General features: G+C 71.7%; 17 protein-coding genes and 1 pseudogene. 8 read left to right on the forward strand and 10 right to left on the reverse strand.

What is annotated here, in order from left to right:
• Window positions 1-22: 22 nt before the first annotated feature.
• From BLQ63_RS26870 to BLQ63_RS26885, 4 genes and pseudogenes are all read right to left on the reverse strand, one after another.
• On the reverse strand, window positions 23-1,738 hold the full coding sequence (locus BLQ63_RS26870; protein WP_091040625.1) for a helix-turn-helix domain-containing protein: 1,716 nt from the start codon (window positions 1,736-1,738) through the stop codon (window positions 23-25).
• Window positions 1,739-1,842: 104 nt separating this feature from the next.
• The gene (locus tag BLQ63_RS26875) at window positions 1,843-2,730 is read right to left on the reverse strand and encodes a poly(ethylene terephthalate) hydrolase family protein (protein WP_091040626.1); all 888 of its coding nucleotides are present in this window, start codon (window positions 2,728-2,730) and stop codon (window positions 1,843-1,845) included.
• A gap of 126 nt (window positions 2,731-2,856) precedes the next feature.
• Window positions 2,857-3,864 carry a hypothetical protein gene (locus tag BLQ63_RS26880; protein ID WP_177155125.1) on the reverse strand — a complete coding sequence of 336 codons (1,008 nt, stop codon included), beginning with the start codon at window positions 3,862-3,864 and terminating at the stop codon, window positions 2,857-2,859.
• Between the two features lie 439 nt (window positions 3,865-4,303).
• Window positions 4,304-5,005: pseudogene (locus BLQ63_RS26885) on the reverse strand (FadR/GntR family transcriptional regulator); the annotation flags it as partial.
• 91 nt (window positions 5,006-5,096) lie between these two features.
• Here BLQ63_RS26885 and BLQ63_RS26890 point away from each other — a divergent pair.
• Window positions 5,097-5,597 carry a gluconokinase gene (locus tag BLQ63_RS26890; protein ID WP_091040628.1) on the forward strand — a complete coding sequence of 167 codons (501 nt, stop codon included), beginning with the start codon at window positions 5,097-5,099 and terminating at the stop codon, window positions 5,595-5,597.
• Between the two features lie 70 nt (window positions 5,598-5,667).
• Entirely contained in the window at window positions 5,668-7,062 is a 1,395-nt protein-coding gene (locus BLQ63_RS26895; protein ID WP_091040629.1) for a GntP family permease, read from the forward strand.
• A gap of 167 nt (window positions 7,063-7,229) precedes the next feature.
• Here the strand turns inward: BLQ63_RS26895 and BLQ63_RS26900 are convergent, their stop codons facing one another.
• From BLQ63_RS26900 to BLQ63_RS26910, 3 genes are all read right to left on the reverse strand, one after another.
• The gene (locus BLQ63_RS26900) at window positions 7,230-8,420 is read right to left on the reverse strand and encodes a M20 metallopeptidase family protein (protein ID WP_091040630.1); all 1,191 of its coding nucleotides are present in this window, start codon (window positions 8,418-8,420) and stop codon (window positions 7,230-7,232) included.
• A gap of 157 nt (window positions 8,421-8,577) precedes the next feature.
• Window positions 8,578-10,350 (reverse strand): bifunctional metallophosphatase/5'-nucleotidase, encoded by a 1,773-nt coding sequence (locus BLQ63_RS26905; RefSeq protein ID WP_091040631.1) that lies wholly within the window; start codon window positions 10,348-10,350, stop codon window positions 8,578-8,580.
• 172 nt (window positions 10,351-10,522) lie between these two features.
• The gene (locus BLQ63_RS26910) at window positions 10,523-11,122 is read right to left on the reverse strand and encodes a hypothetical protein (RefSeq protein WP_143015119.1); all 600 of its coding nucleotides are present in this window, start codon (window positions 11,120-11,122) and stop codon (window positions 10,523-10,525) included.
• Between the two features lie 117 nt (window positions 11,123-11,239).
• Between BLQ63_RS26910 and BLQ63_RS26915 the strand changes: the two genes are divergently transcribed.
• From BLQ63_RS26915 to BLQ63_RS28685, 6 genes are all read left to right on the forward strand, one after another.
• On the forward strand, window positions 11,240-12,247 hold the full coding sequence (locus BLQ63_RS26915) for a 2-dehydropantoate 2-reductase (protein ID WP_091040633.1): 1,008 nt from the start codon (window positions 11,240-11,242) through the stop codon (window positions 12,245-12,247).
• A 120-nt stretch (window positions 12,248-12,367) separates the two neighbouring features.
• A complete protein-coding gene (locus BLQ63_RS26920; protein WP_091040634.1) occupies window positions 12,368-12,721 on the forward strand; it encodes a YbaB/EbfC family nucleoid-associated protein in 354 nt (117 codons plus the stop codon).
• Window positions 12,722-13,042, forward strand: a complete 321-nt coding sequence (locus BLQ63_RS26925) for a type VII secretion target (RefSeq protein WP_091040635.1) — start codon at window positions 12,722-12,724, stop codon at window positions 13,040-13,042. It abuts the gene before it with no gap.
• The gene (locus tag BLQ63_RS26930) at window positions 13,039-14,061 is read left to right on the forward strand and encodes a hypothetical protein (RefSeq protein ID WP_091040636.1); all 1,023 of its coding nucleotides are present in this window, start codon (window positions 13,039-13,041) and stop codon (window positions 14,059-14,061) included. The genes BLQ63_RS26925 and BLQ63_RS26930 overlap by 4 nt, the downstream gene beginning before the upstream one ends.
• On the forward strand, window positions 14,058-14,324 hold the full coding sequence (locus BLQ63_RS26935) for a hypothetical protein (RefSeq protein WP_091040637.1): 267 nt from the start codon (window positions 14,058-14,060) through the stop codon (window positions 14,322-14,324). The genes BLQ63_RS26930 and BLQ63_RS26935 overlap by 4 nt, the downstream gene beginning before the upstream one ends.
• Before the next feature lie 196 nt (window positions 14,325-14,520).
• Window positions 14,521-14,673, forward strand: a complete 153-nt coding sequence (locus BLQ63_RS28685; protein ID WP_177155126.1) for a hypothetical protein — start codon at window positions 14,521-14,523, stop codon at window positions 14,671-14,673.
• Between the two features lie 267 nt (window positions 14,674-14,940).
• On the opposite strand, the gene BLQ63_RS28690 is transcribed toward BLQ63_RS28685, so the two are convergent.
• From BLQ63_RS28690 to BLQ63_RS26955, 3 genes are all read right to left on the reverse strand, one after another.
• A complete protein-coding gene (locus BLQ63_RS28690) occupies window positions 14,941-16,011 on the reverse strand; it encodes a HAMP domain-containing sensor histidine kinase (RefSeq protein ID WP_177155127.1) in 1,071 nt (356 codons plus the stop codon).
• Window positions 16,008-16,679: a winged helix-turn-helix domain-containing protein gene (locus BLQ63_RS26950; RefSeq protein ID WP_091040639.1), complete on the reverse strand. Its 672-nt coding sequence runs from the start codon at window positions 16,677-16,679 to the stop codon at window positions 16,008-16,010. The genes BLQ63_RS28690 and BLQ63_RS26950 overlap by 4 nt, the downstream gene beginning before the upstream one ends.
• Window positions 16,680-16,753: 74 nt before the next feature.
• Window positions 16,754-19,177 carry an alpha/beta fold hydrolase gene (locus tag BLQ63_RS26955; RefSeq protein WP_091040640.1) on the reverse strand — a complete coding sequence of 808 codons (2,424 nt, stop codon included), beginning with the start codon at window positions 19,175-19,177 and terminating at the stop codon, window positions 16,754-16,756.
• Window positions 19,178-19,979: the final 802 nt, after the last annotated feature.

Consider the following 19,979-nt stretch of genomic DNA (forward strand, 5'->3'; position numbering starts at 1 on the left):
CGCTCAGGCGAGCACGAGCGGTTCAGGCGCCGTTCGTCCCGGTGCCCGCTCCCGCGACGATGCGGGCCAGCTCCACCCGCGACCTGACCCCCAGCGACGCGAAGATGTTCCTCAGATGGTGGTCCACCGTTCTGACGCTCAGCGACATCGACTGCGCCACTTCGCGGTTCGTGGCCCCCGTCGCGACCTTCCTCGCGATCCGCAGCTGGTGCGGCGTCAGCGCGGCCAGGGCTCCCTTCGGCTTCGCCCCCGCGACGTCCCGGTCCGATCCCGACCCGCCCGTCTCACCCGTGCCCTGCTCTCCCGTCGCCCGCAGTTCGTCCCGTGCCTGGGCCGCCCAACCCGCGGCCCCGCAGCGCTCGAAGCCGTGGAGCGCGTCCCGCAGCACCGCCCTCGCCTGGAGCGGCTGCCGCCTGCGGCGCAGCCATTTGCCGTACAGCAGGAGTGTTCTCGCCCTTTCGAACTCGCCCATCTCGCCCGGGTGCAGCTGCACCGCCCGCTGGAACAGCGCGTTCACCGCCTCCGGTTCGATCCGGCCGCCGGGCGGCCCCGGCGCGACCGCGTCCGCCGCCGCTATCAGCGCCTGCGCCCTCGCGAGCTGCGCGAACGCCACCCGGTCGATGCCGAACCCCGCCCATGCCCGCAGCTCTTCGGCGACCGGCCGCGCCTCCTCGGCCCTCCCGGCCAGCACCGCCGCCTCGATGAAGCACGGCATCAGCAGCGGCCGCACCGCGAAGTGGCCGCCGCCGGGACGGACCAGCCCGCGCAGCCTCGTCACGGCCGCCTCCGGCCTTCCCGCGCCGAGATCGGCCCTCGCCAGGGCCCACTCCGCGAGCGCGGCGGTCTGCGCCAGCCCGTGCCTCCTCGCCGTGGCGAGCGCCAGTGCCGCTTCGGTCGCGACCGCGGCGGTGTCGCCTTCGACCGATGCGGTGAGGGCCAGGACGGCCCGGTGGTGGGCTTCGGTGTTCGCCCGTCCGGTCTGGAGTGCGGCCAGGAGTCCCTCGCGGGCGCGTGATCGGGCGCGGGTGTGGCGCCCGGCCCGCATTTCGGCGTAGGCGAGGTACTCGAGGGTGCGCGGGACGAGGTCGTCGCGGCCTTCGGTGCGGGCTTTCGCCAAGGCGCGCATGCCCATGTCGCAGGAGGCGGCGAGGTCGCCCAGCAGGAGCGCCGCGACGGCGGCGAGGTGGAGGGTCTCGGGGGAGGCGCTGCCCTCGGCGTGGGCGAGGACGCGCCGGAGGGGTCCGATGGCGTCGAGCGGGGCCTGGTCGATGAGGCCTCTGAGGCCGAGCAGGTAGTCGGTGTGGGGGCCGTCGCCGGGTTCGAGGGCGCGCAGGGCGGTGTCGAGTGCGGCGGTGCAGGCGAGGCGTTCGCCGGCCGACCAGGCGGCGTCGGCCGCGGCGAGGGTCGCGTTGCGCGCCAGGCGGGGTGCGGTCGGGGCGGCGAGCGTCGCGGCGAGGGTGAGCGAGGCGTAGGCGTCTCCGAGGGGGCCGGCGGCGAGGGTCCGGAGTCCGTTCGCGAGTGCGGCCCTGGCGGCGTCCTCGGTGGATCCGTTCGTGACGTGGACGGTGAGTGTGGTTCCGGCCGAGCCGGGCTCGTCGAGGCGGTGGGCGTCGGCGGCGGTCAGTACGAGGGCGACGCTGCCGTCGTCGAGCCGGCGGACGGTGGCGTCCAGGGGCGCTTCGGTGGGCCGCGCGGGCGTCGCCGCCCGGGCGGGGTGCCGCAGTGCGCTCCGTCCCATGGGTCCATCGTACAAAACCGACCGGTCGGTTTAAAAGGGGTTGAGCGCGAAGAATCGGACGGCGACCGAGGCCGCCGTCCGATGCTCATCGGGATCCGAGGTCGCTAACCGAGCGGGCAGGTGCCGCGCGCCTCTTCGACCGCGCTGCCGTCCGGCAGCGGGCAGAGGAACTGGTTGTAGCGGGTGTCGTTGTCCACGAAGCGCTTCAGCCACGAGATCGAGTACTTCGCGATCGTGGTGTTGGCGCTGTTGGGCGCGAAGTGGGAGGCGCCGTTGAGCTCGATGTACATCTTCTCGGCCGAGCTGGGGATGGAGTTGTAGAACGGTTCGCTGTGCGAGCCGACCGGGGCGACCGTGTCCGACTCGGCCCCGAAGATCAGGGTCGGCGTGGACACCGAGGTCCAGGACTTGGTGGTGTGCCACGGCGTCATCGGGATGCTGGCCTGGAGTTCCGGGTTCTCCCGGCTGGCCTCGATCGATCCGCCGCCGCCCATGGAGTGGCCCATGACGGCGAGGCGGTCCTCGTCGACGCGGGTGCGGACGGTGCTGTCCTCGACCAGGTAGTCGAGTGCGGCCATGAGCTGGTCGGCCCGCGAGCCGGGCTGGTCGAGCGTCGAGTTGGTGTCGATCGTGAAGACCACGAAGCCCTGCGAGGCGAGCCGGGCGCCCAGCCAGGAGATCGAGGACTCGTACGCGGTGAACCCGGGGGAGATCACGACCGCGCCGAACGTGCCGTCCGCGGTGGTGGTCGGGTAGTAGATGGTGCCGCCGCCGAAGCCGCTCACGAGCGAGGAGACGCTCGTGCTCGACGTCGAGTAGTGGCCCCGGAGTGCTTCGATGCTGGACTCGGTCGGCGCCGGGCCCCGCTCGAACGGGTTGTCCTGGGCGGACGCGCCGGGCGCGGTGGCGACGCCGAATCCGACCACCGCGGCCAGGACCGCGGTGAGGAAGGCGGCGACGACGGTGCGCCGGTGTCTGATCGTTGCGTGCATGGATCGTCCTCCTTGAAGCGAGCATCAAGTGATGGACGTAAATATCTACTGGTCTGCGACGGTGCGCATCGGTGAAATCACCGGCCCTCGACGCAGCGTGAGGACTCGGTGGTCGTATGTGACGCGCTACCGTGCCGCGGCCGAAGGCGCCTTCACGCCGCGACCCTGGACCGCCGCGTAGGCCGCGTCGTAGAGGCGCTGCATCGACCTGATGGTCGAGCGCACCTCCTGGAGGTAGCCGCTCGCGGTGTGCGCCTTGCGAAGATGCGGCTCGGGCAGGATCGAGGGGTCGACGCCGACGGTGTCCACGGCGCACCCGTAGGGGAGTCCCATGTGGGCGATCGCGTCGCAGTGCTGGAACGCCGTGTACGGCGAGGAGGTCACGACCAGGACGCTGTCGCCCGGCGCGAGGTCGACCACCTCGTCGGCCCAGAACCGGCAGGTGTCGACGGTGTCGGCCCGGCGCCGGTCGGGCTGGGACGAGGGCGCGGCCACGGCCCGGACGACGACCGGTCCGGCCTCGTAGGTCGCCACCTTCCACGCCCGGCCCGGGGCCGTGTGCGGGTCGCCGCCCTGGTCGATGCGCGGCTCGCCCCGGAGGTCGAAGGCGCGCTTGAGGGTCGACTCGATCGCGTCCACTTCGAAGCCCTCGCAGGGCAGGCCGCTCACGGCGGCCGCCTCGAAGTCGGCGGCGCCGAGCGGTCGGAACCCGCCCACGCCGGTGACGTTGTCGGCGGTGATCCCCTCGGCGAGGAGCTGGGCGGCGAAGCGGGTGCGGAACAGGCACGAGCCGACGAGCCCGCCGAGGACGAGCACGTGCGTGTAGTGGCGGCGGCGCGGCTTCGCGTCGGCCCCCAGGCCGAGCGCGAGCGCGGCGCGGCCGACGAGGCGCTCCTGCTCGGGGTCGAGCGGCGCCAGATCGGTCTCGTGCCGTTCGCGGCCGGCGCGGAAGTCCCAGTGGACGGCGGAGAACGCCTCGAGGTAGGCGAGGTCGTCGGCCGTGCTGGTGCCGGGGAGCGCGCCGCCGTGGGGTTCGAGGAGGCGGCGCATGGGCTCGGAGCCGGTCCAGGCCGCGACGTCGGCGAGGAGCGAGTGCGGGCCGGCGGCCCGACCATCGTAGTGCGGCAGTCGCACTGGTCCCAATCCGTGCATGGCTGGTCCGATCTGCAATGGTGTCGCGGCCTTGTGAGCCGTGGTGGTGTTGTGGCACATGCTAATCGGTTACAGCGTGTGCCTCCCTGGTCAGACCAGGAGAAACGCCGTGTTGCCGTACAAATACATTCCCGCCTGTGGGCGGGGCTCGGCGGCGCACGGGATGTACGGTTTCACCGCGAATGCGGCCGAACCAGGCCGCTCTCGTGGCGGAAAAGCATGCTTCGCCGACTACTAGGCGCAGTGAAGGGCCCTTACCGTTGCATCGGACAGCCGTTTCCCTTGCGACGGAAGGGGGTCGCCCGTTTCCGTGCGCCGGGGCGCGGCCGCCGACGTCCCGTTGCGCAGGTCCCATCCCTGATGCGCGGTCATATGCGGCATGGGGTGTATTACCAGGATTCGGAGGTTTGAAACCTAAGCCCGGAAGCATGGCGCCCCGGACTTCGCCGAGCAGTTCGCTCATCGCGCGCTCGGCGTCGGCCGACCTGCCGGCGGCCACGGCCCGCGCCACTTCTTCGTGCAGGTCGAGGGCCTCGGGCACCGGCCGGTGCGGCATGAGGCCCAGTTGGGTCCGGCCCCGCAGCACCGCGGCCACCGAGTCGGCGAGTGCGCCGAACATCTCGTTGCCGCTGGCCTGCAAGAGGAGCACGTGGAACTCGACGTCGCGCTCCATGAACTCGGTGAGTTCGGCGGCCTCGCCGAGGCGGCGCAGGATCGCGGCGAGTTCGACGATGCGCGAGCGCTGCGCGTTCGTGGCCGCCCGGGCCGCCGCGCCCGCGGCGAGCGGTTCGACGGCGATGCGCAGCTCGGTGAGGGTGCGCAGCTGGGCGCCGTAGCCGGGTCCGGAGAGGCGCCACCAGATGACCCTGGGGTCGAAGACGTTCCAGTCCTCGATGGGGCGGACGGTGATGCCGACGCGCCTGCGGGACTCGACCAGTCCCATGGACTCGAGGATGCGCATGGCCTCGCGGGCGACGGTGCGCGACACGGCGAAGCGCTCCTGGATGCCGTCCAGTGTGAGCACGTGCCCGGCGGGCAGCTCGCCGGAGGCGATCTCCATGCCGAGCTTCTCCAGCACGGGCTCGTGGAGTCCCGTGCCGTTCCGGTTGCGCGTCTCGCCCATGGGGGAATCATATCCGGGGGCCGGTTGCGCCGCGGTTTGAATGGTGTTACCTTTCCCCGGAAAAGATACTACCTTTCAATGAGGAGGGGCGATGACGACGACCTGCCTGGTGGTCATGGGAGTCTCGGGCTCGGGCAAGAGCACCGTGGCCCGGATGCTGGCCGACCGGCTCGGCCGGCTCATGGCGGAGGCCGACGAGTTCCATCCCGCGTCCAACATCGCGAAGATGGAATCGGGCTTCCCGCTCAACGACAGCGACCGCGCGCCGTGGCTGCGAAGCCTGCGCGACTGGATCAGCGAGCAGGACGCGGCGGGGATCTCGACCGTCGTCACCTGCTCGGCCCTCAAGCACCGCTACCGCGACGCCCTGCGCGAAGCCAGCGCCCGCGTCGTGTTCGTGCACCTGGACGGCAGCCGCGAACTCATCGCCGGCCGGCTCCAGGGCCGCAGCGGCCACTTCATGCCGCCGAGCCTGCTCGACTCCCAGTTCGCCGACCTCGAACCGCTCGCCGCGGGCGAAGACGGCATCCGAGTGGACATCTCGGCGACCCCCGAGGCCATCACCGACACCGTCATCGCCGCCTTCGACTGACGCCCCTCACCCTCCTCGTCCCCTCTCCCCGGCAGTTCCCACCACCCGACAAGCAAAGGAGCTTGCTCCCATGGAATTGGACTGGACTCAGACTCTCGGAGCTGGACCGCTCCTGGGGATAGCCGCGGGCGCCGTCGCGCTCCTGCTGGTCCTCATCATCTGGCTGCGCGTCCACGCCTTCCTCGCGCTGGTCACCGTCTCGGTGCTCACCGCGTTCGCCACCGGCATCCCCGCCGAGTACCTCATCCCGACGCTCACCAGCGGCTTCGGCGCGACACTGGCGAGCGTCGCGCTCCTGGTCGGCCTCGGCGCCATGCTCGGGCGCCTCGTGGAGGTCTCCGGCGGGGCGAAGGCCTTGACGGACATGCTCATCGCGCGGTTCGGCGAGCACCGCGCGCCGCTCGCACTGGGCGTCGCGTCGCTGATCTTCGGCTTCCCGATCTTCTTCGACGCCGGGCTCGTCGTGATGCTGCCGATCATCTTCGCGGTCGCGCGGCGCCTGGGCGGCGGCATCCTGAAGTACGCGCTGCCCGCGGCCGGGGCGTTCTCGGTCATGCACATCTACGTGCCCCCGCACCCGGGGCCGGTGGCCGCGAGCACGCTGCTGGGCGCCGACGTCGGCCTCGTGGTCGCGCTCGGGCTCCTGGTCGCGATCCCCACCTGGTACGTCACCAGCTACCTGTTCGGCCTGTGGGTCGGGCGCCGCCTCGAACTGCCCGTGCCCGAAGTGCTCTCGGGCGGACCGCAGGTCGAGGACGCCGAGAACCCGCCCCGGGCCCGCACCGTCATCGCGCTGCTGCTGCTCCCGCTGGTGCTCATCTTCCTCGACACGGGCCTGAACACGGCCGGGTCGGCCGGCTGGGTCGACGCGGACGCGACCTGGTTCAACGTCGCCCGCGCCATCGGCTCGACGCCGATCGCCCTGCTCATCACCGTGTTCGTCGCCAGCTACGTGCTCGGCGAGCGGCGCGGGCGCACCCGCGACTGGATCGAGGACCTGCTCGACAAGGCGCTCGGCCCGGTCTGTGCGATCATCCTCGTCACCGGCGCCGGCGGCATGTTCGGCGGCGTGCTGCGCACCAGCGGCATCGGCGAGGCGCTCGCGGACGCGCTCTCGGGCATCGGGCTGCCGGTCATCGTGGCGGCCTTCTTCATCGCGACCGCGCTGCGCGTCGCCCAGGGCTCGGCCACCGTGGCCCTGACGGCCGCGGCCGGGCTCGTCCAGCCGATCGTGGCGACGGGGGACTACAACGCGGTCCAGCTGGCGGCGCTCGTGCTCAGCCTCGCGGCGGGCTCGGTCATGGCCAGCCACGTGAACGACTCCGGGTTCTGGCTGGTGGGCCGGTTCCTCGGCATGGACGTCAAGACCACGCTGAAGACCTGGACGGTCATGGAGACCACCATCGGCCTCATGGGCTTCGGCCTGGCTTCGGCGATCTACGCGATCGCTTCGGCCGCAAGCTGATTCACTGAGGGAGCGAGGGGGAGGCGGGCTTGGCCCGCCTCCCCTCTTTTCTGTCATGTGATCGGCCGACCCCGATCGGTTTCGGTCGGGCGACCGGTATCGACCGGTGGTGATCGCGGAGTTTCGATCAAGCGATCGGTATTGATCGCCGAGTTTCTGTCAAGCGATCAGCCGCGGTTCATGCGGCGCACGGCCAGCTCCGCGAGGAGCGCCGCACCGTCGGCGACCACCGAGTCGTCGAAGGCCGCGCGCGGGGAGTGGTTCGAGGCCGCGTCGTTCGGGTCCGCCTTCACCGTGGCGCCGTAGAACAGGTAGCTCCCGGGCACCGCCTCGAGGACCCGCGAGAAGTCCTCCGAGCCCATGACCGGCTCGGGCATCGGCGTGTAGCGGTCCTCGCCGAAGACGTCCTTCACCGTGGCGGCCACGAACGCGGCCTCGTCGGCGTCGTTGATCGTCGCCGGGTACTCGCGGTCGAACCGGACCTCGGCCCGCAACCCGTGAGCGGTCGCGATGTCCTCGGCGAGCTTCACCGACTCCTTCTCGACCTGCGCGAGCGCCTCCTCCGAGAACGTGCGCACGGTCGCCTCGAACCGGGCGTTGTCGGGGATGATGTTGTGCCGGGTGCCGGCGTGGAAGGTGCCCACGGTGATGACGATCGGCTCGAACACCGAGAACCGGCGGGTGATGAGGTTCTGGAGCGCCGTGACGATCTCGGCGGCCACCGGGATCGGGTCGAGCGTGGACTGCGGGCGCGAGCCGTGCCCGCCCCGGCCGACCACGTTCACGAACAGCCCCGAGGACGCGGCCATCATCGGGCCTGGCTTGGTGGTGAACACCCCGCGCGGGAGCAGGTCCGACATGACGTGCAGCCCGTAGGCCGCGTCCACCTTGCGACCGGCCGCCTCCAGCACGCCTTCGGCGATCATGTGCCCGGCGCCGTCGTGGCCCTCTTCGCCGGGCTGGAACATGAACACGACGTCCCCGGCCAGCTCGGCCCGGTGGGCGCTGAGGAGCTTCGCGGCGCCCACGAGACCGGCGGTGTGCAGGTCGTGGCCGCAGGCGTGCATGGTACCGACGTGCCCGGAGACGTAGTCGGCGTCGTTCTCCTCGGTCACCGGCAGCGCGTCCATGTCGCCGCGCAGCAGCACGGCCGGACCCGGCCCGGCGCCGCGCAGGACGGCGGTGACGGCGGTCGAACTCTGCCCGAGGGTGATCTCCAAGGGGAGCCCTTCGAGGGCCGCCACGACGGCCGCCTGCGTCTTGGGCAGGTCGAGGCCGATCTCGGGGATCCGGTGGAGCTCGCGGCGCAGCGCGATCAGCTCGCCTGCGATGGCGGCGGCTTCTTCCCGAAAGTCCATGTGCACTCCTGGGGCGGTATTGGGTTCTGGTCAACTAGCCGGGCGGTCAGCCCGCCTGGTAGACGCAATACTGCCACGTCCGCCCCGCGGGCCGACAGGGCCCGAACGCGACGGCGCCGCGGTCCGGTCGGACCGCGGCGCGTCGTCGCAGTGCGAATCAGAAGACCGGGGTGCCCTCGCGGGTCAGGAACCAGTCCACGGACGCGAACTCGGCAGGGTCGAGCGCGCCCTTGGCCGTCACCCACTCGATGATCCGGGTGCGGATCTCGATCGACTCGCTCCACAGCTCCTCGGCCGCGGCCACGTGCGGGTAGTTCCCGCCGCCGTTGGCCCGGTAGTTGTTGACCGCCAGCACGAACCGCGCGTCGTCGGCCACCTCGGCCCCCGCGTACCGGAGGTTCGCGACGCGCGAGCCCACCGCCTTGGCGATGTCGATCTCGTAGGTGAAGCCCGAGACGTAGTCGTAGTTGTAGTCCGGCTGGCCGCCCGCGTTCGTGATCTTCTCGGGGTCCAGCGCGACGTCCGCGGCGGTCTGCACGTAGTACGACGCCGAGTACTCGAGGTAGTCGCGGATCTGCGCGCCCGTCAGCAGCTTCGCCACCAGCGTGTTGTCGTAGATGTAGAGCCCCGAGAGGTCCTTGATCTTGACGTCGCCCGCCGGGATGAGCGAGGTGCGCGAGAACGGCGAGGCCTGCGAGACCACCGGCAGGTCCGCGTGCTCGGTGCCCGCCAGCGCCGCCGTCACCACGTCCTCCTGGACCTTGGTGATGAGGTCGATGATCGGCTCGTCCTTGAAGCGCGCCTCGGCGGTGTCGAGGTCGGCGACGGCCTGGCCGACGACCTGGTTGACGTAGGCGACGACCTCGTTGTGCTCGTCGGAGAGGATCTCGACGATCCGCTCGTCCTCCTCGACGGTGTTGGAGTTGAGGACCGAGGCGCCGACGCGCTCGACCTTCCACTTGCCGCGCTCCAGGACCAGGTCGAAGTCGAACAGGGTGAGGCGCTGGCCGTAGCAGAGCGGTTCGGACAGGACCACTTCGCCGCCGTCGGGGCCGGCGACGCGGGTCTCGGGGATCTCGACGTGGGCGTGGCCGACCAGGATCGCGTCGATGCCGGGGACGGTCTCGGCGACGATCTTGGAGGCGTTCTCGATGCCCAGGCCGGTGGAGGTGTCGTAGGCGGAGGTGCCGGAGGTGCCCGAGTGGGCGGAGACGATGACGACGTCGGCGCCCTGCTCCTTGAGCTTGGGGACCCAGTAGGCGGCCTCGGACTCCAGGCTGGGGAACTCCAGGACGCCCTCGACGATGGCCTTGTCCCAGATGGTGACGCCGGGGGTGCACAGGCCGAGGATGGCGACCTTGACGTCCTTGCCGCACCGGTTGCGCAGGCGGACCATGTGGTAGGGCGGGAAGGCGGGGCGGCCGGTCTCGGTGTCGATGACGTTGGCGCCCAGGAGCGGGAAGTCGAGCTGGGACTCGAACTTGCGGAGGGTGTCGAGGCCGTAGTTGAACTCGTGGTTGCCCAGGGCGGCGGCGTCGTAGCCGAGCTCGTTCATGGACTGGGCCATGGGGTGGACGGGGCCGGCGTCGGCGGCGATGGGGTCGACGCGGGCGTAGTAGTAGGCCAGGGGCGTGCCCTGGATGGTGTCGCCGGCGTCGATGAGGATGGTGTTCCGCCGGCCCTTCTCCTCGCGGACCTGCTCGACCAGGGTGGAGATGCGGGCGAGGCCGCGGGTGTTGCCGGCGGCGTCGCTGTAGGTCTTGTCGCCGAAGTAGTCCCAGTTGAAGACGTTGCCGTGGAGGTCGGTCGTGCCCATGACGGTGAACGAGTACCGCTTGGTGGACTTGGCCTCGGCGGGTGAGGCGGCCGCGACGGCGGCGGCGGCTCCGGCGGCGGACGCGCCGAGGAGGGTTCTGCGGTTGACTGCCATATGGGGTGGCTCCTTACTCAGCACCGGGGATAACCGAGGGATGCCTGGAGTATTCCACTCGTTTCCGGGTGTCATCCCATGACCCCATCTTGAACGACGGGTGTCGATAGGGGAACGTTTCGGCGTTTTCCGGAGCCCGCAGCGGCGCAACGGGCCTGATCGCGCGGTCGGCCTACGGCGCGAGGACGCGCCGCTTCCCGCGCCGGTCGTCGACGACCTCGACCTGCGGGGCGAACCGGGCGACGCCCGCCGCGACCTTCCCCAGCGACCACGGCGACACGCTCGCGCCGTGGCCGTACCGCTTGCCGCTGGGCCTCTCGAAGGACAGCACCGTCGACCACACGGGGAGGACTTTCAGCACCCTTGAGCGGCGGCGGCGCACGACCACGCACTTGATCGCGCTCCAGGGCGCCTCGGCCTTCGGCGCGCCGATCTTCATGCGGATCCCGTACTTGGAGTCGGCGTACAGCTTGATCCCGTCCGCGTCGATGCGCGCGGACAGGGGGCTCTTCAGGTGCGAGCCGAACTTCGCCGCGACCCACCCGAGCGCCGCGATCATCGGCAGTTGCATGGGCGTCCGGTTCGTGTCGGCGAACTTGGGGAAGGCGCTGTCGGCCCCGATCCTGACCTGGTCGCCGGGGGGCACCTGCATCTGCACCAGCACGACGGCGCCGATCAGGGCGAGCCCGGCGGCGAGCCAGAGGAGGTCGCCGGGCCGCATCCACTCCTTCACGATCACCGCGGGGCTCGGGAGTCGGTCGGGAGCTGCCATGGCGAAGGTCCTCAAATCGTGAGCGTGCGGGCTTGGGGATCATGACACACCCGGGCCGCCTTCAACGGCGGCGAGCGGGCGCCGGCCCGCCGGGACGGCCGGTTGTAGCATCCGGGGATGATCTGCGTGTACGGCGCCGGAAGCATCGGCTGCTATGTGGGCGGGAGCCTCGCGGCCGCCGGCGCGGAGGTCGCCTTCGTCGGCCGCCGCCGCCTCGCCGACGAGGTGGCCGCGCACGGCCTCACCCTCACCGACCTGCACGGCGCGCGTCTGCGCGTGGACGCGCCCCGCTACGAGACGGTCCCCGACGCGGTGGCCGAGGCCGACCTCGTGCTCGTCGCCGTCAAGTCCGCGGCCACCGCCGACACGGCCGGCCAGCTCGCCGACCGGCTGCGGCCCGGCGCGGTCGTCGTCAGCCTCCAGAACGGCCTGCGCAACGCCGCCGTGCTGCGCGAGAAGCTCCCCGGGGCCACCGTCCTGGCCGGCATGGTCGCCTTCAACGTCGTCCGCACCGGCGAGGGCCGCTTCCACCGCGCCACCGACGGCGGCATCGAAGTCCAGGACGCGCCCGCGCTCGACGCCGTCGCCGACCTGTTCGCCCGCGCCGGGCTGCCGCTGGCGCGCCGCGCCGACCTCACCGCCGCCCAGGCCGCGAAGCTCCTGCTCAACCTCAACAACGCCGTCAACGCGCTGTCGGGGCTGCCGCTCAAGACCGAACTGTCGCAGCGGGCCTTTCGCCGCTGCCTCGCCCTCGCCCAGCGCGAGGCCCTCGCCGCCTACAAGGCGGCCGGGATCAGGCCCGCCAAGACCGTCGGGCTCGACTCGAGGCTCCTGCCGGTCGTGATGGGCCTGCCCGACGCCGTGTTCACCAGGGCCGCCGCCAAGATGCTCGCCATGGACCCGCTCGCCAGATCCTCCACCTGGGACGACCTCGAAGCGGGTCGTCCGACCGAAGTGGACTACCTGAACGGCGAGATCGCGCTGCTGGCCGCCGAAGGCGGCCTGGCCGCACCCGTGAACGAACGCCTCACCGCCCTCGTCCACGAGGCCGAGCAGGGCGGCCGGAAGGACTGGACCGGCCGCGAACTCCTCGCCGACCTGCGCCGCAGCGCACGGGGGCGCTAGAACAGCGCCCCACTGGTCCCGGCCCGTTCAGCATCGTGCCATCGATCGTTCATTCTCGTTGGCTAGCTTGACTTTCGCACCATCAGACGCGGTATTCGAGCGCGAGAGCGAAGGGCGACGATGCGCACTCCTGAAGAGATCATGCAGGACCTGGACGCCCGAGTGGCCCAGATCCAGGAGCAGGCGGGCCGAGCCGAGCAGGCCCTCGCCGACTCCGCGACGACCCTCGTGAGCGACGACGAGGTCGTCACCGTGACCGTGAACGCCGGCGGCACCCTCACCGGCCTGGACTTCTCGCCCCAGGCCCGCGGCATGTCCGGGCGCGGCCTCGCCGACCTCGTCCTCGACACCTACAACCGGGCCGTGGAGGAGTCGAGCCAGAAGACCGCCCAGATCATGTCGGGCCTGCTGGGCGCCGACTCGGAGGCCATGGGCGTCATCAACTCCTTCACCCAGCCCCGCCAGGAGCCCTAAGTGCCCAAAGTAGACCCGCAGCAGCTGCGCGACCACGCCTCGCGCCTCATCAACGGCCCCATGCCGATCGTCGTGCAGGCCGCCGACGCCGCCAAGCAGGTCCGCCTCGGCGACGAGAACGCCTACGGCGTCATCTTCGCCCAGCTCATCCCCCCGGCCCTGGACCTGTTCCTCGACGACGGCACCGAGACCCTCGACGCGATCGACGACCTCGGCAACGGCTTCGCCGAAGCGCTCAAACAGACCGCGATCAAGTACCAGACCGCCGACGAAGAGGTCGCCGCGGTCTTCGACGCGCTGCTCAAGGAGCTCGACAAGTGAACGCGAACCCCCTCATCGCCGGCGAGACCCCCACGTCGATGCCGCAGAGCTCCAAGATCTTCTACGGCGTCTACAAGGCCGGCCAAGCCTACGGCAACGTCATCACCCAGGGGAAGGTCGACGTCGGCGACATCGCCGCCTCCACGTTCTCGGTGGGCTTGGACGCGCTCTCGTTCATCTCCAACCCCTTCAAGCACCTCGTGCAGGCCGGCGTCTCCTGGCTGTTCGAGCACATCTCGTTCCTGCGCGAACCCCTCGACTGGGTGGCCGGCAACCCCAACGCCATCGAGGGCCTCTCGACGACCTGGAACAACATCGCCATGGCCCTCCAGGACGCCTCCGGCGCATGGGCCGCCGAACTCCAGTCGGCCGCCGACTGGGACGGCACCGACGCCGACGCCTACCGCCAGAGCGCCGCCGCGTTCGGCGAGGTCATCAACGGCGCCGCCGAGGGCGCGAAGTGGACCGCGAACCTCATCACCGGCGCGGGCGTCCTGGTCTCCATCACGCGGACGATGTTCCTGGAGATCATCTCCAACTTCATCGCCGAGGCGATCCTGTGGCTCCTCAGCGCCCTCGCCACCGCCGGGTTCACCTTCGGCGCCACGGCCGCCGCGGCCGTCGCCCGGGTCGTCTCCAAGGCCGTGAGCGTCTTCGGCGACATGGTCCGCAAGCTCGGCGAGCTCATGACGAAGCTCGGCCGCTGGGTCGTCTCGCTGCGCAAGTTCGGCACCGGCTCCACCGGCCTCAAGAAGTCCCTCGACGGCGCCACCGACCAGCTCCTCAAGGGCTCGGGGAAGGTCCTGATGGGCGCGGGGGACCGGGCCAACCGCAGCGCGGGAAGCCTGTACAACCTCTCGGACGGGCCGCTCGTGAAGTCGTGGGACCCGCTCAAGAACAGCTGGAAGAACCCCATCGACAAGATGAAGACCATCAAGTACACGGGCAACTCCGTTGCGGCGGGGGAGAACCAGTACAGCCAGAACGCGGCCGAGCGGGAAGCCAACGGGGGACCGTGAGCGGCTCCTGGTGGTTCGCCGCGGCGGGCGCGGTCCTCGCGGTCCTCGCCGTCGCGGCGCTGCCCTCCTGGCGGCGCCGCCGGAGCGAGGAGGCGGCCGAGGCCCTCGCCGACCTCACCCCCGAGCGGCGCGCCGAGTACGAGCGGCTCATCGCCGAGCGCCGCACGCGCCAGGCCGACGAGGACGCCGAGCGGGCCCGCGCGCGGGCGCTCATGCGCGAGCAGGACGAGCGCCGATCCCGCGGCGGAGCGGCGTCCGAGTGAACTGGCGCCGCCCCTGACGCGCGACGTTCGGGCGACACCGCCGCCACCGCACCCGTAGCGTGTACGCGCGCGCGTGAACGGAGCCCCCGTCCGGGAACGTCCCGGACAGCGGAACGCTTGTCCGCGCGGCGGTTCCACTGGTTTCATCGAAGGCGACCCCCAACGGCCCCGACGGGCCTGTCCCTGAGGAGATTCCATGACGAAAAACGTTGTTCGCGTCGCCACCACCGGGCTGCTCGCGCTCGCTGCGGCACTGGCGTTCGCACTGACCGGTTCCCTCGCTCAGGCCGCGGCCTCGGACGAGCCTTCGAACACCGGCATCATCGCCGGCGACGAACTCTGCTGCTAAAGAACGCGTTCCCGAACCTCCATCGGCCGTCATCCGGCCCGATGGACTGCTTGACGCGTTGCCAGGGCCCTTGCATGCGGACATGGCGTGCGAGGGCCCTTTCGCGACCTTGGACCCCCTGGCGGCCATGGCCGGGGACGTTGTTCGGTGCCGGAGTGGTGGCGCGGGCGTGGTGGTCGAACCCGGGGTCCCCATCGGGTCGGGGCGCGCCGACGGGTGCGGCTTGACAGTCGGCCCGGCTCCCGGCACCTTCCCCTGAGGATCGGATCAGGCCCGGTCCGGGGCCGGCCCGGCCGGCAGCGACAGCCGGAACCGGCATCCTCGGTCCGCGTCCAGCAGCTCGACCTCACCCCCGTGCGCCTGCGCGATCTGGCGGGCGATCGGCAGCCCCAGACCGGTGCCCGGCGCGCTCTCGCCGCGCCAGAACCGCTCGAAGACCCGCTCGCGCTCCGCCTCGGGAATCCCCGGGCCCTCGTCGGCCACCACCACATCGACCGCCTCGCCCCGCCGCGACACCTCGACGGTCACGGCGGTCCCCTCGGGCGCGTGTTTGACGGCGTTGCCGACCAGGTTCGCGATCGCCCGCTGCACGCTCGGGCCGTCCACCGGGGCGAGCGCGGTCGACGATCCGCCGAGGCGCACCACCACCGAGCGGGCCGCGGCGACCGCGCCGATCTCTCGGGCGACCGCTCGCGCCAGCGCCACCACGTCGGTCGCGCGCCGGTCGATCACCCGGGCCCGCCCGCGCGCGTCCACCAGCAGCTCGCCGACCGTGCCGCGCAGCCGCTCGGCCGCGTTCCGGCTGCGCTCCAGGCCCTCCCGGTACAGCTCCAGGCTCGGCTCGGGATGGGCCAGCAGCACGTCGGCGCCGGTGATGAGGACCGCCAGCGGCGTGCGCAGCTCGTGGCTGGTCTCCTCGACCAGGCGCCGCTGCACCTGCGCGGAGCGTTCCAACCGGTCGAGCATCGCGTCGAAGGCCGCGGCCAGGTCCGTCGCCTCGGTCGTGCCCTGCGCCGGGCCGACCCGCAGGCTCAGGTCCGAGGCCTCGATCCGCTCGGCGGCGGCGCGGACGCGCTCGAAGGGGCGCACGGCCCGGCCCGACCACCACCACGCGAGCGCGATCGTGGCCGGCAGCAGGGCGATCACCGTCGCCAGCGTCCAGCCGGTCGGGACGACGCCGGTGTCGGTGACGGTGCGCGAGACGCCGTCCGATCCGGTCTCGACCACCTGCTGCTCGTCGATCGCGGTGACGGCGAAGACCAGGACCACCGGCAGGTAGATCGCGAGGAACCCCGTGAGCGCCAAGCGGACCCGCAGCGACTGCAGCGCCCCGATCACGGCGACGCCACCAATCGGTAGCCGACGCCGGTCACCGTCTCGAGGAGCCCGGGCTCGCCGAGTTTGCGGCGCAGTCGGCTGAGGATGACCCGCACCGAGGCGGTGAACGGGTCGGCGTTGGCGTCCCAGACGTGTTCGAGGAGGTCCTCGGCGGTGACGGTCCGCCCCGGGTGGTGCATGAAGTAGCGCAGCATGGAGAACTCCCTCGGTGTCAGGCGCAGTTCGCGGCCGCCGCGCCAGGCGCGGTGCGCGGCGGCGTCCAATCGCAGGTCGCCGACGTCGATGAGGGCGCCGGAGACGTCGGCGCGGCGCGACAGGGCCCGCAGCCGGGCGGCCAGCTCCTGGAAGCTGAACGGTTTGACCAGGTAGTCGTCGGCCCCGGCGTCGAGTCCGGCGACGCGGTCGTCCACGGCGTCGCGGGCGGTGAGCACCAGGAGCCGGCGGGGACGGCGCAGCGCCGGGTCGGTGCCGAGGCGCCGCACGAGGTCCATGCCGTCCCCGTCGGGCAGGCCCAGGTCGAGGCAGGCGACGTCGAAGTCGTTGCAGCACAGCAATTCCTCCGCCTCGGCGCAGGTCGTCGCGAGGTCGACCGCGTAGGCCTCGTTGCGGAGCCCGAGGGCCAGGACCGGGCCCAGGTCCCGGTCGTCCTCGACCAGCAGGATGCGCACGGCCCCCTCCTTCACTGTCAGGGGGTGTCCGGGAACGCCCGGCGGCCGCTGTCCGGCCCGCCGGGCGTTCCCGATCACCCTTGGCGCTGGGCGTCGACCGAGCCGGCCGGCCCTTCGACGCTCATCAGGTCCTGGTCGAAGACGACGGCCACGCCGGCTCCGGTGCCGGCGAGGTCCTCCAGGCGGTACTCGCCCTCGCCGGCAGGCACCAGCGTAAACACCGGCGGCTCGATGCCGAGGGCGACGCCCGCGATCTCGTCGTGCTCGGCCAGGGCGTACCAGGCCAGGAGCGAGCCCGTCCCGCCGGTGAAGCGCACGTAGGTGCGCAGCTCGGATTCGGCGACGATCGTCCCGGCGGTCTCGACGGCTTCGATCGCGCCGACGGTCTCCTCGACGGCGGCGCGTTCGGCGTCGCCCGCTTCGGTGCCGCCCTCCAGCAGCGCCAGGACGGCCGCCTCGTGGTCGGCGGCGTCCTCGACGGTGAGGTCGGCCGAGTCGAACATCGCCGCCGCGGCGTCGGCGCCGTCGGCCGTGACGGCCAGGGCCCCGTCCGCCGCGGTGACGGTGAAGGACCCGCCCGTCTCCAGGAGGTAGACGCCCTCCCTCGCTTGCAGCTCTTCGGGATCGACCTCGACGCGCGTCTCGGGGGCGGGGATCGGCTCCCCGGCGGCGAGGGCCGGGCCGACCGCCTGGAGCACTTCGCCCGCGGTGACGCCGGCGGTGTTGGAGGTGACCGCGAAGACGGCGCCGGTGTCGGGCAGCCAGGCGATCACCGCCTCCTGCCCGGTGTCGCCCCCGCCGCCGGAGGAGACGACGGCCTGCGTGCCGAAGGGCTCGGTGTCGAGCACTACCCAGCCGCCGATCTCCGTCGCGCCCTCGCCGTGGTCGAACCCGGTGGCGCCCAGCAGTTCGACCGCCTCGGGGGCGATGATCTCGCCCGCGAAGAGGGCCGTGGTCCAGGCCGCGAGGTCGGCGGCGCTCATCGCGAGGTCGCCGTTGCCCTCCATCGCCCAGTGCGGGCCCGCGAAGTCGCCGACGGACTCGGCCGGGCCCTCCTCGGTCAGCCCGACGGCGCGGGGGCCGGGCGCGGCCGGTTCGCCGTCCCAGAACCCGCCGTACCGCTCGCCGTCCGGGCCGGTGAGGATCTCCTCGACCATGTAGTCCCTATAGGACGATCCGGACTGCTCGTCCACGATCAGCGCCAGGAGGGTGTACCCGGCGTTGGTGTACAGATAGTCGGTGCCGGGCTCGAAATCGGCGTCCAGGGCGCTCAACGCGGCGACGGCCTCCTCGCGCGAGAGCGGCTCGTGGTCGGTGCCGTGCGACCCGGCGAGGCCGCTGGTGTGGAGCAGCAGCTGCTCGACGGTGGCCTCGGCCGCGGGACCGCCCAGGCCCGCCACCAGCGAACCGGCCGTGTCCTCGAGCGTGAAGGCCCCGGTGTCGACGAGGTCGTAGACCGCCGCCGCGGTGAAGGCCTTGCTCACCGAGCCGATCGCGAAGACCGTCTCCTCGGTGTTCGGGGCGTCCCCCTCGGCCGTGCCGAACGAGGCCAGGCACGAGGGGCCCTCGGCGTCGCCGATCGCGACCGACCCGCTGAACCCGGCCTCGGCCCACCGCTCGAGGCCGGCCGCCAGGTCGGGGTCGCAGGCCGCGGTGCCTCCCGTCTCTACCTCTACTTCGGGGTCGCCGGTGCAGGCGGCCGACAGGAGCACTGCGGCCGCGATGATGGAGATGCGTCTCATGCCCGAGACCGTAAGGGCCCGGCTGTGAACGAGCCGTAAACGCGACGAGCGATCGACCGGGCTGCGGCAGGCGCCGGAGACGACGTCGATCCAGACCTGCGGATGGGTCGACCAGAAATCATGCGGGACACCGGGGATCTCCTCGAAGACGCCGTGCGGCACCAGGGCCGCGAGCTGCCGCAGCGGCCAAGCGGGCCGGATGTCCTCCTCGGCGGCGATGACGGTCATCGGCACGGTGCAGTCGGCCAGGCGCCGGAACAGGTCGGGTTCGTGGATCCACTCCAGGAACGACTCCATCAGGGCGCGGTGGACCGGAGGCTCCCAGTGAATGTCGACCTTCGGCTCGGTGTCCTTCAAGGACTCGTAGATCTGCGACCAGCTGCGGTCCTTGTGCAGTCCGTGGGCGGCCACCGCGACGACCGACCGGACGCGCGCGGGATGGTCCAATGCGTAACGGACCGCCAGGTCCGCGCCCCAGGAATGACCCAGGACCACCCAATCGTCCAGTCCCGCAGCGCGTCTGACCGCTTCAAGGTCGGCGACGGCCTGTTCGAGGGTGTGCGGTCCTCCGGCGGAGCCGCCCACGCCGCGCGGTTCGGGGTACCACGCCCGCATGGCGCGGGGCGCGAGCTCCTCCCGCTCGAGGTAGTGGACGCAGCCGGGGCCTCCGGACAGGACGAGCACATCAGGTCCGCTTCCGGCGACGCCGACATGCAGGCGGGTCCTGTCGTCGGCGTCCACGCTCATCGAGTGCATCGACCGATCCTCCCGCACGCGCGCCGTACTGAGCGGCCGGGGATCGGACGACCCCGTAGCAGCGGCCGAACCTTGCGCCCCGGGTCTGACATGAAGATGCCCAATGGAACCGAGACCAGCCTGCAGGGCCGCCTTCATTGCCTCGGCATGAGGTGGTGCTGTGGTCAGGATGAGAACGGGCAGCGAGAAGAGGCGTTCCGTTGCCGGGCTTGGCCTTCGACATCGGGTGCTTGGATACCTGCGGTTCGGGCGGGCGGCGACGGAGGGGTGGCTTTCCCCTTGGGCTGAGTCTGCGGGGTCGGGGCAGTTGGTGCTCGGGGTCAGGGCGGGCGGCGACGGAGGGGTGGCTTCTTGTTGGGCCCGGTTGTCGGCGTTGCGGTGGCGGGTGTTCGGGGTTCGGGCGGGCGGCGACAAGGGGTGGCTTTCCCCTTGGGTTGAGTCTGCGAGCTTGGGGCAGTTGATGCTCGGGGTCAGGGCGGGCGGCGATACGGGGTTGTGTGGTGGGCTGGGGTGGGTTGGTGGCCTGGGGCGGTGTGGGTTCGGGGGCTGCCTGGCGGCTGATCGTGGCCTGGGCATGGTGAGGGGCCCGATCCCGCGTGGTGGGTTCGGGCTGCGCCTGGCGTGTGGCGCTTCCCCCAGCAGTGGCCTGCTGGGGCAGGGTAAGAACGGCGGTTCCCCGAAGTCGGTCGACCGAGAAGGGCCCGGCCCCGGTGCGGTGGCGGTGGCGGTGAGGGCGGGCTCCGACCTTGATCGACGCCCTTGGGCGGCTTGGGGTTCGGGGTCCGGTGTTGTGATGGCGAAG

Origin of the sequence: Glycomyces harbinensis (assembly GCF_900101745.1) — a bacterium.
In the GTDB taxonomy this organism is placed as follows: Bacteria; Actinomycetota; Actinomycetes; order Mycobacteriales; family Micromonosporaceae; genus Glycomyces; species Glycomyces harbinensis.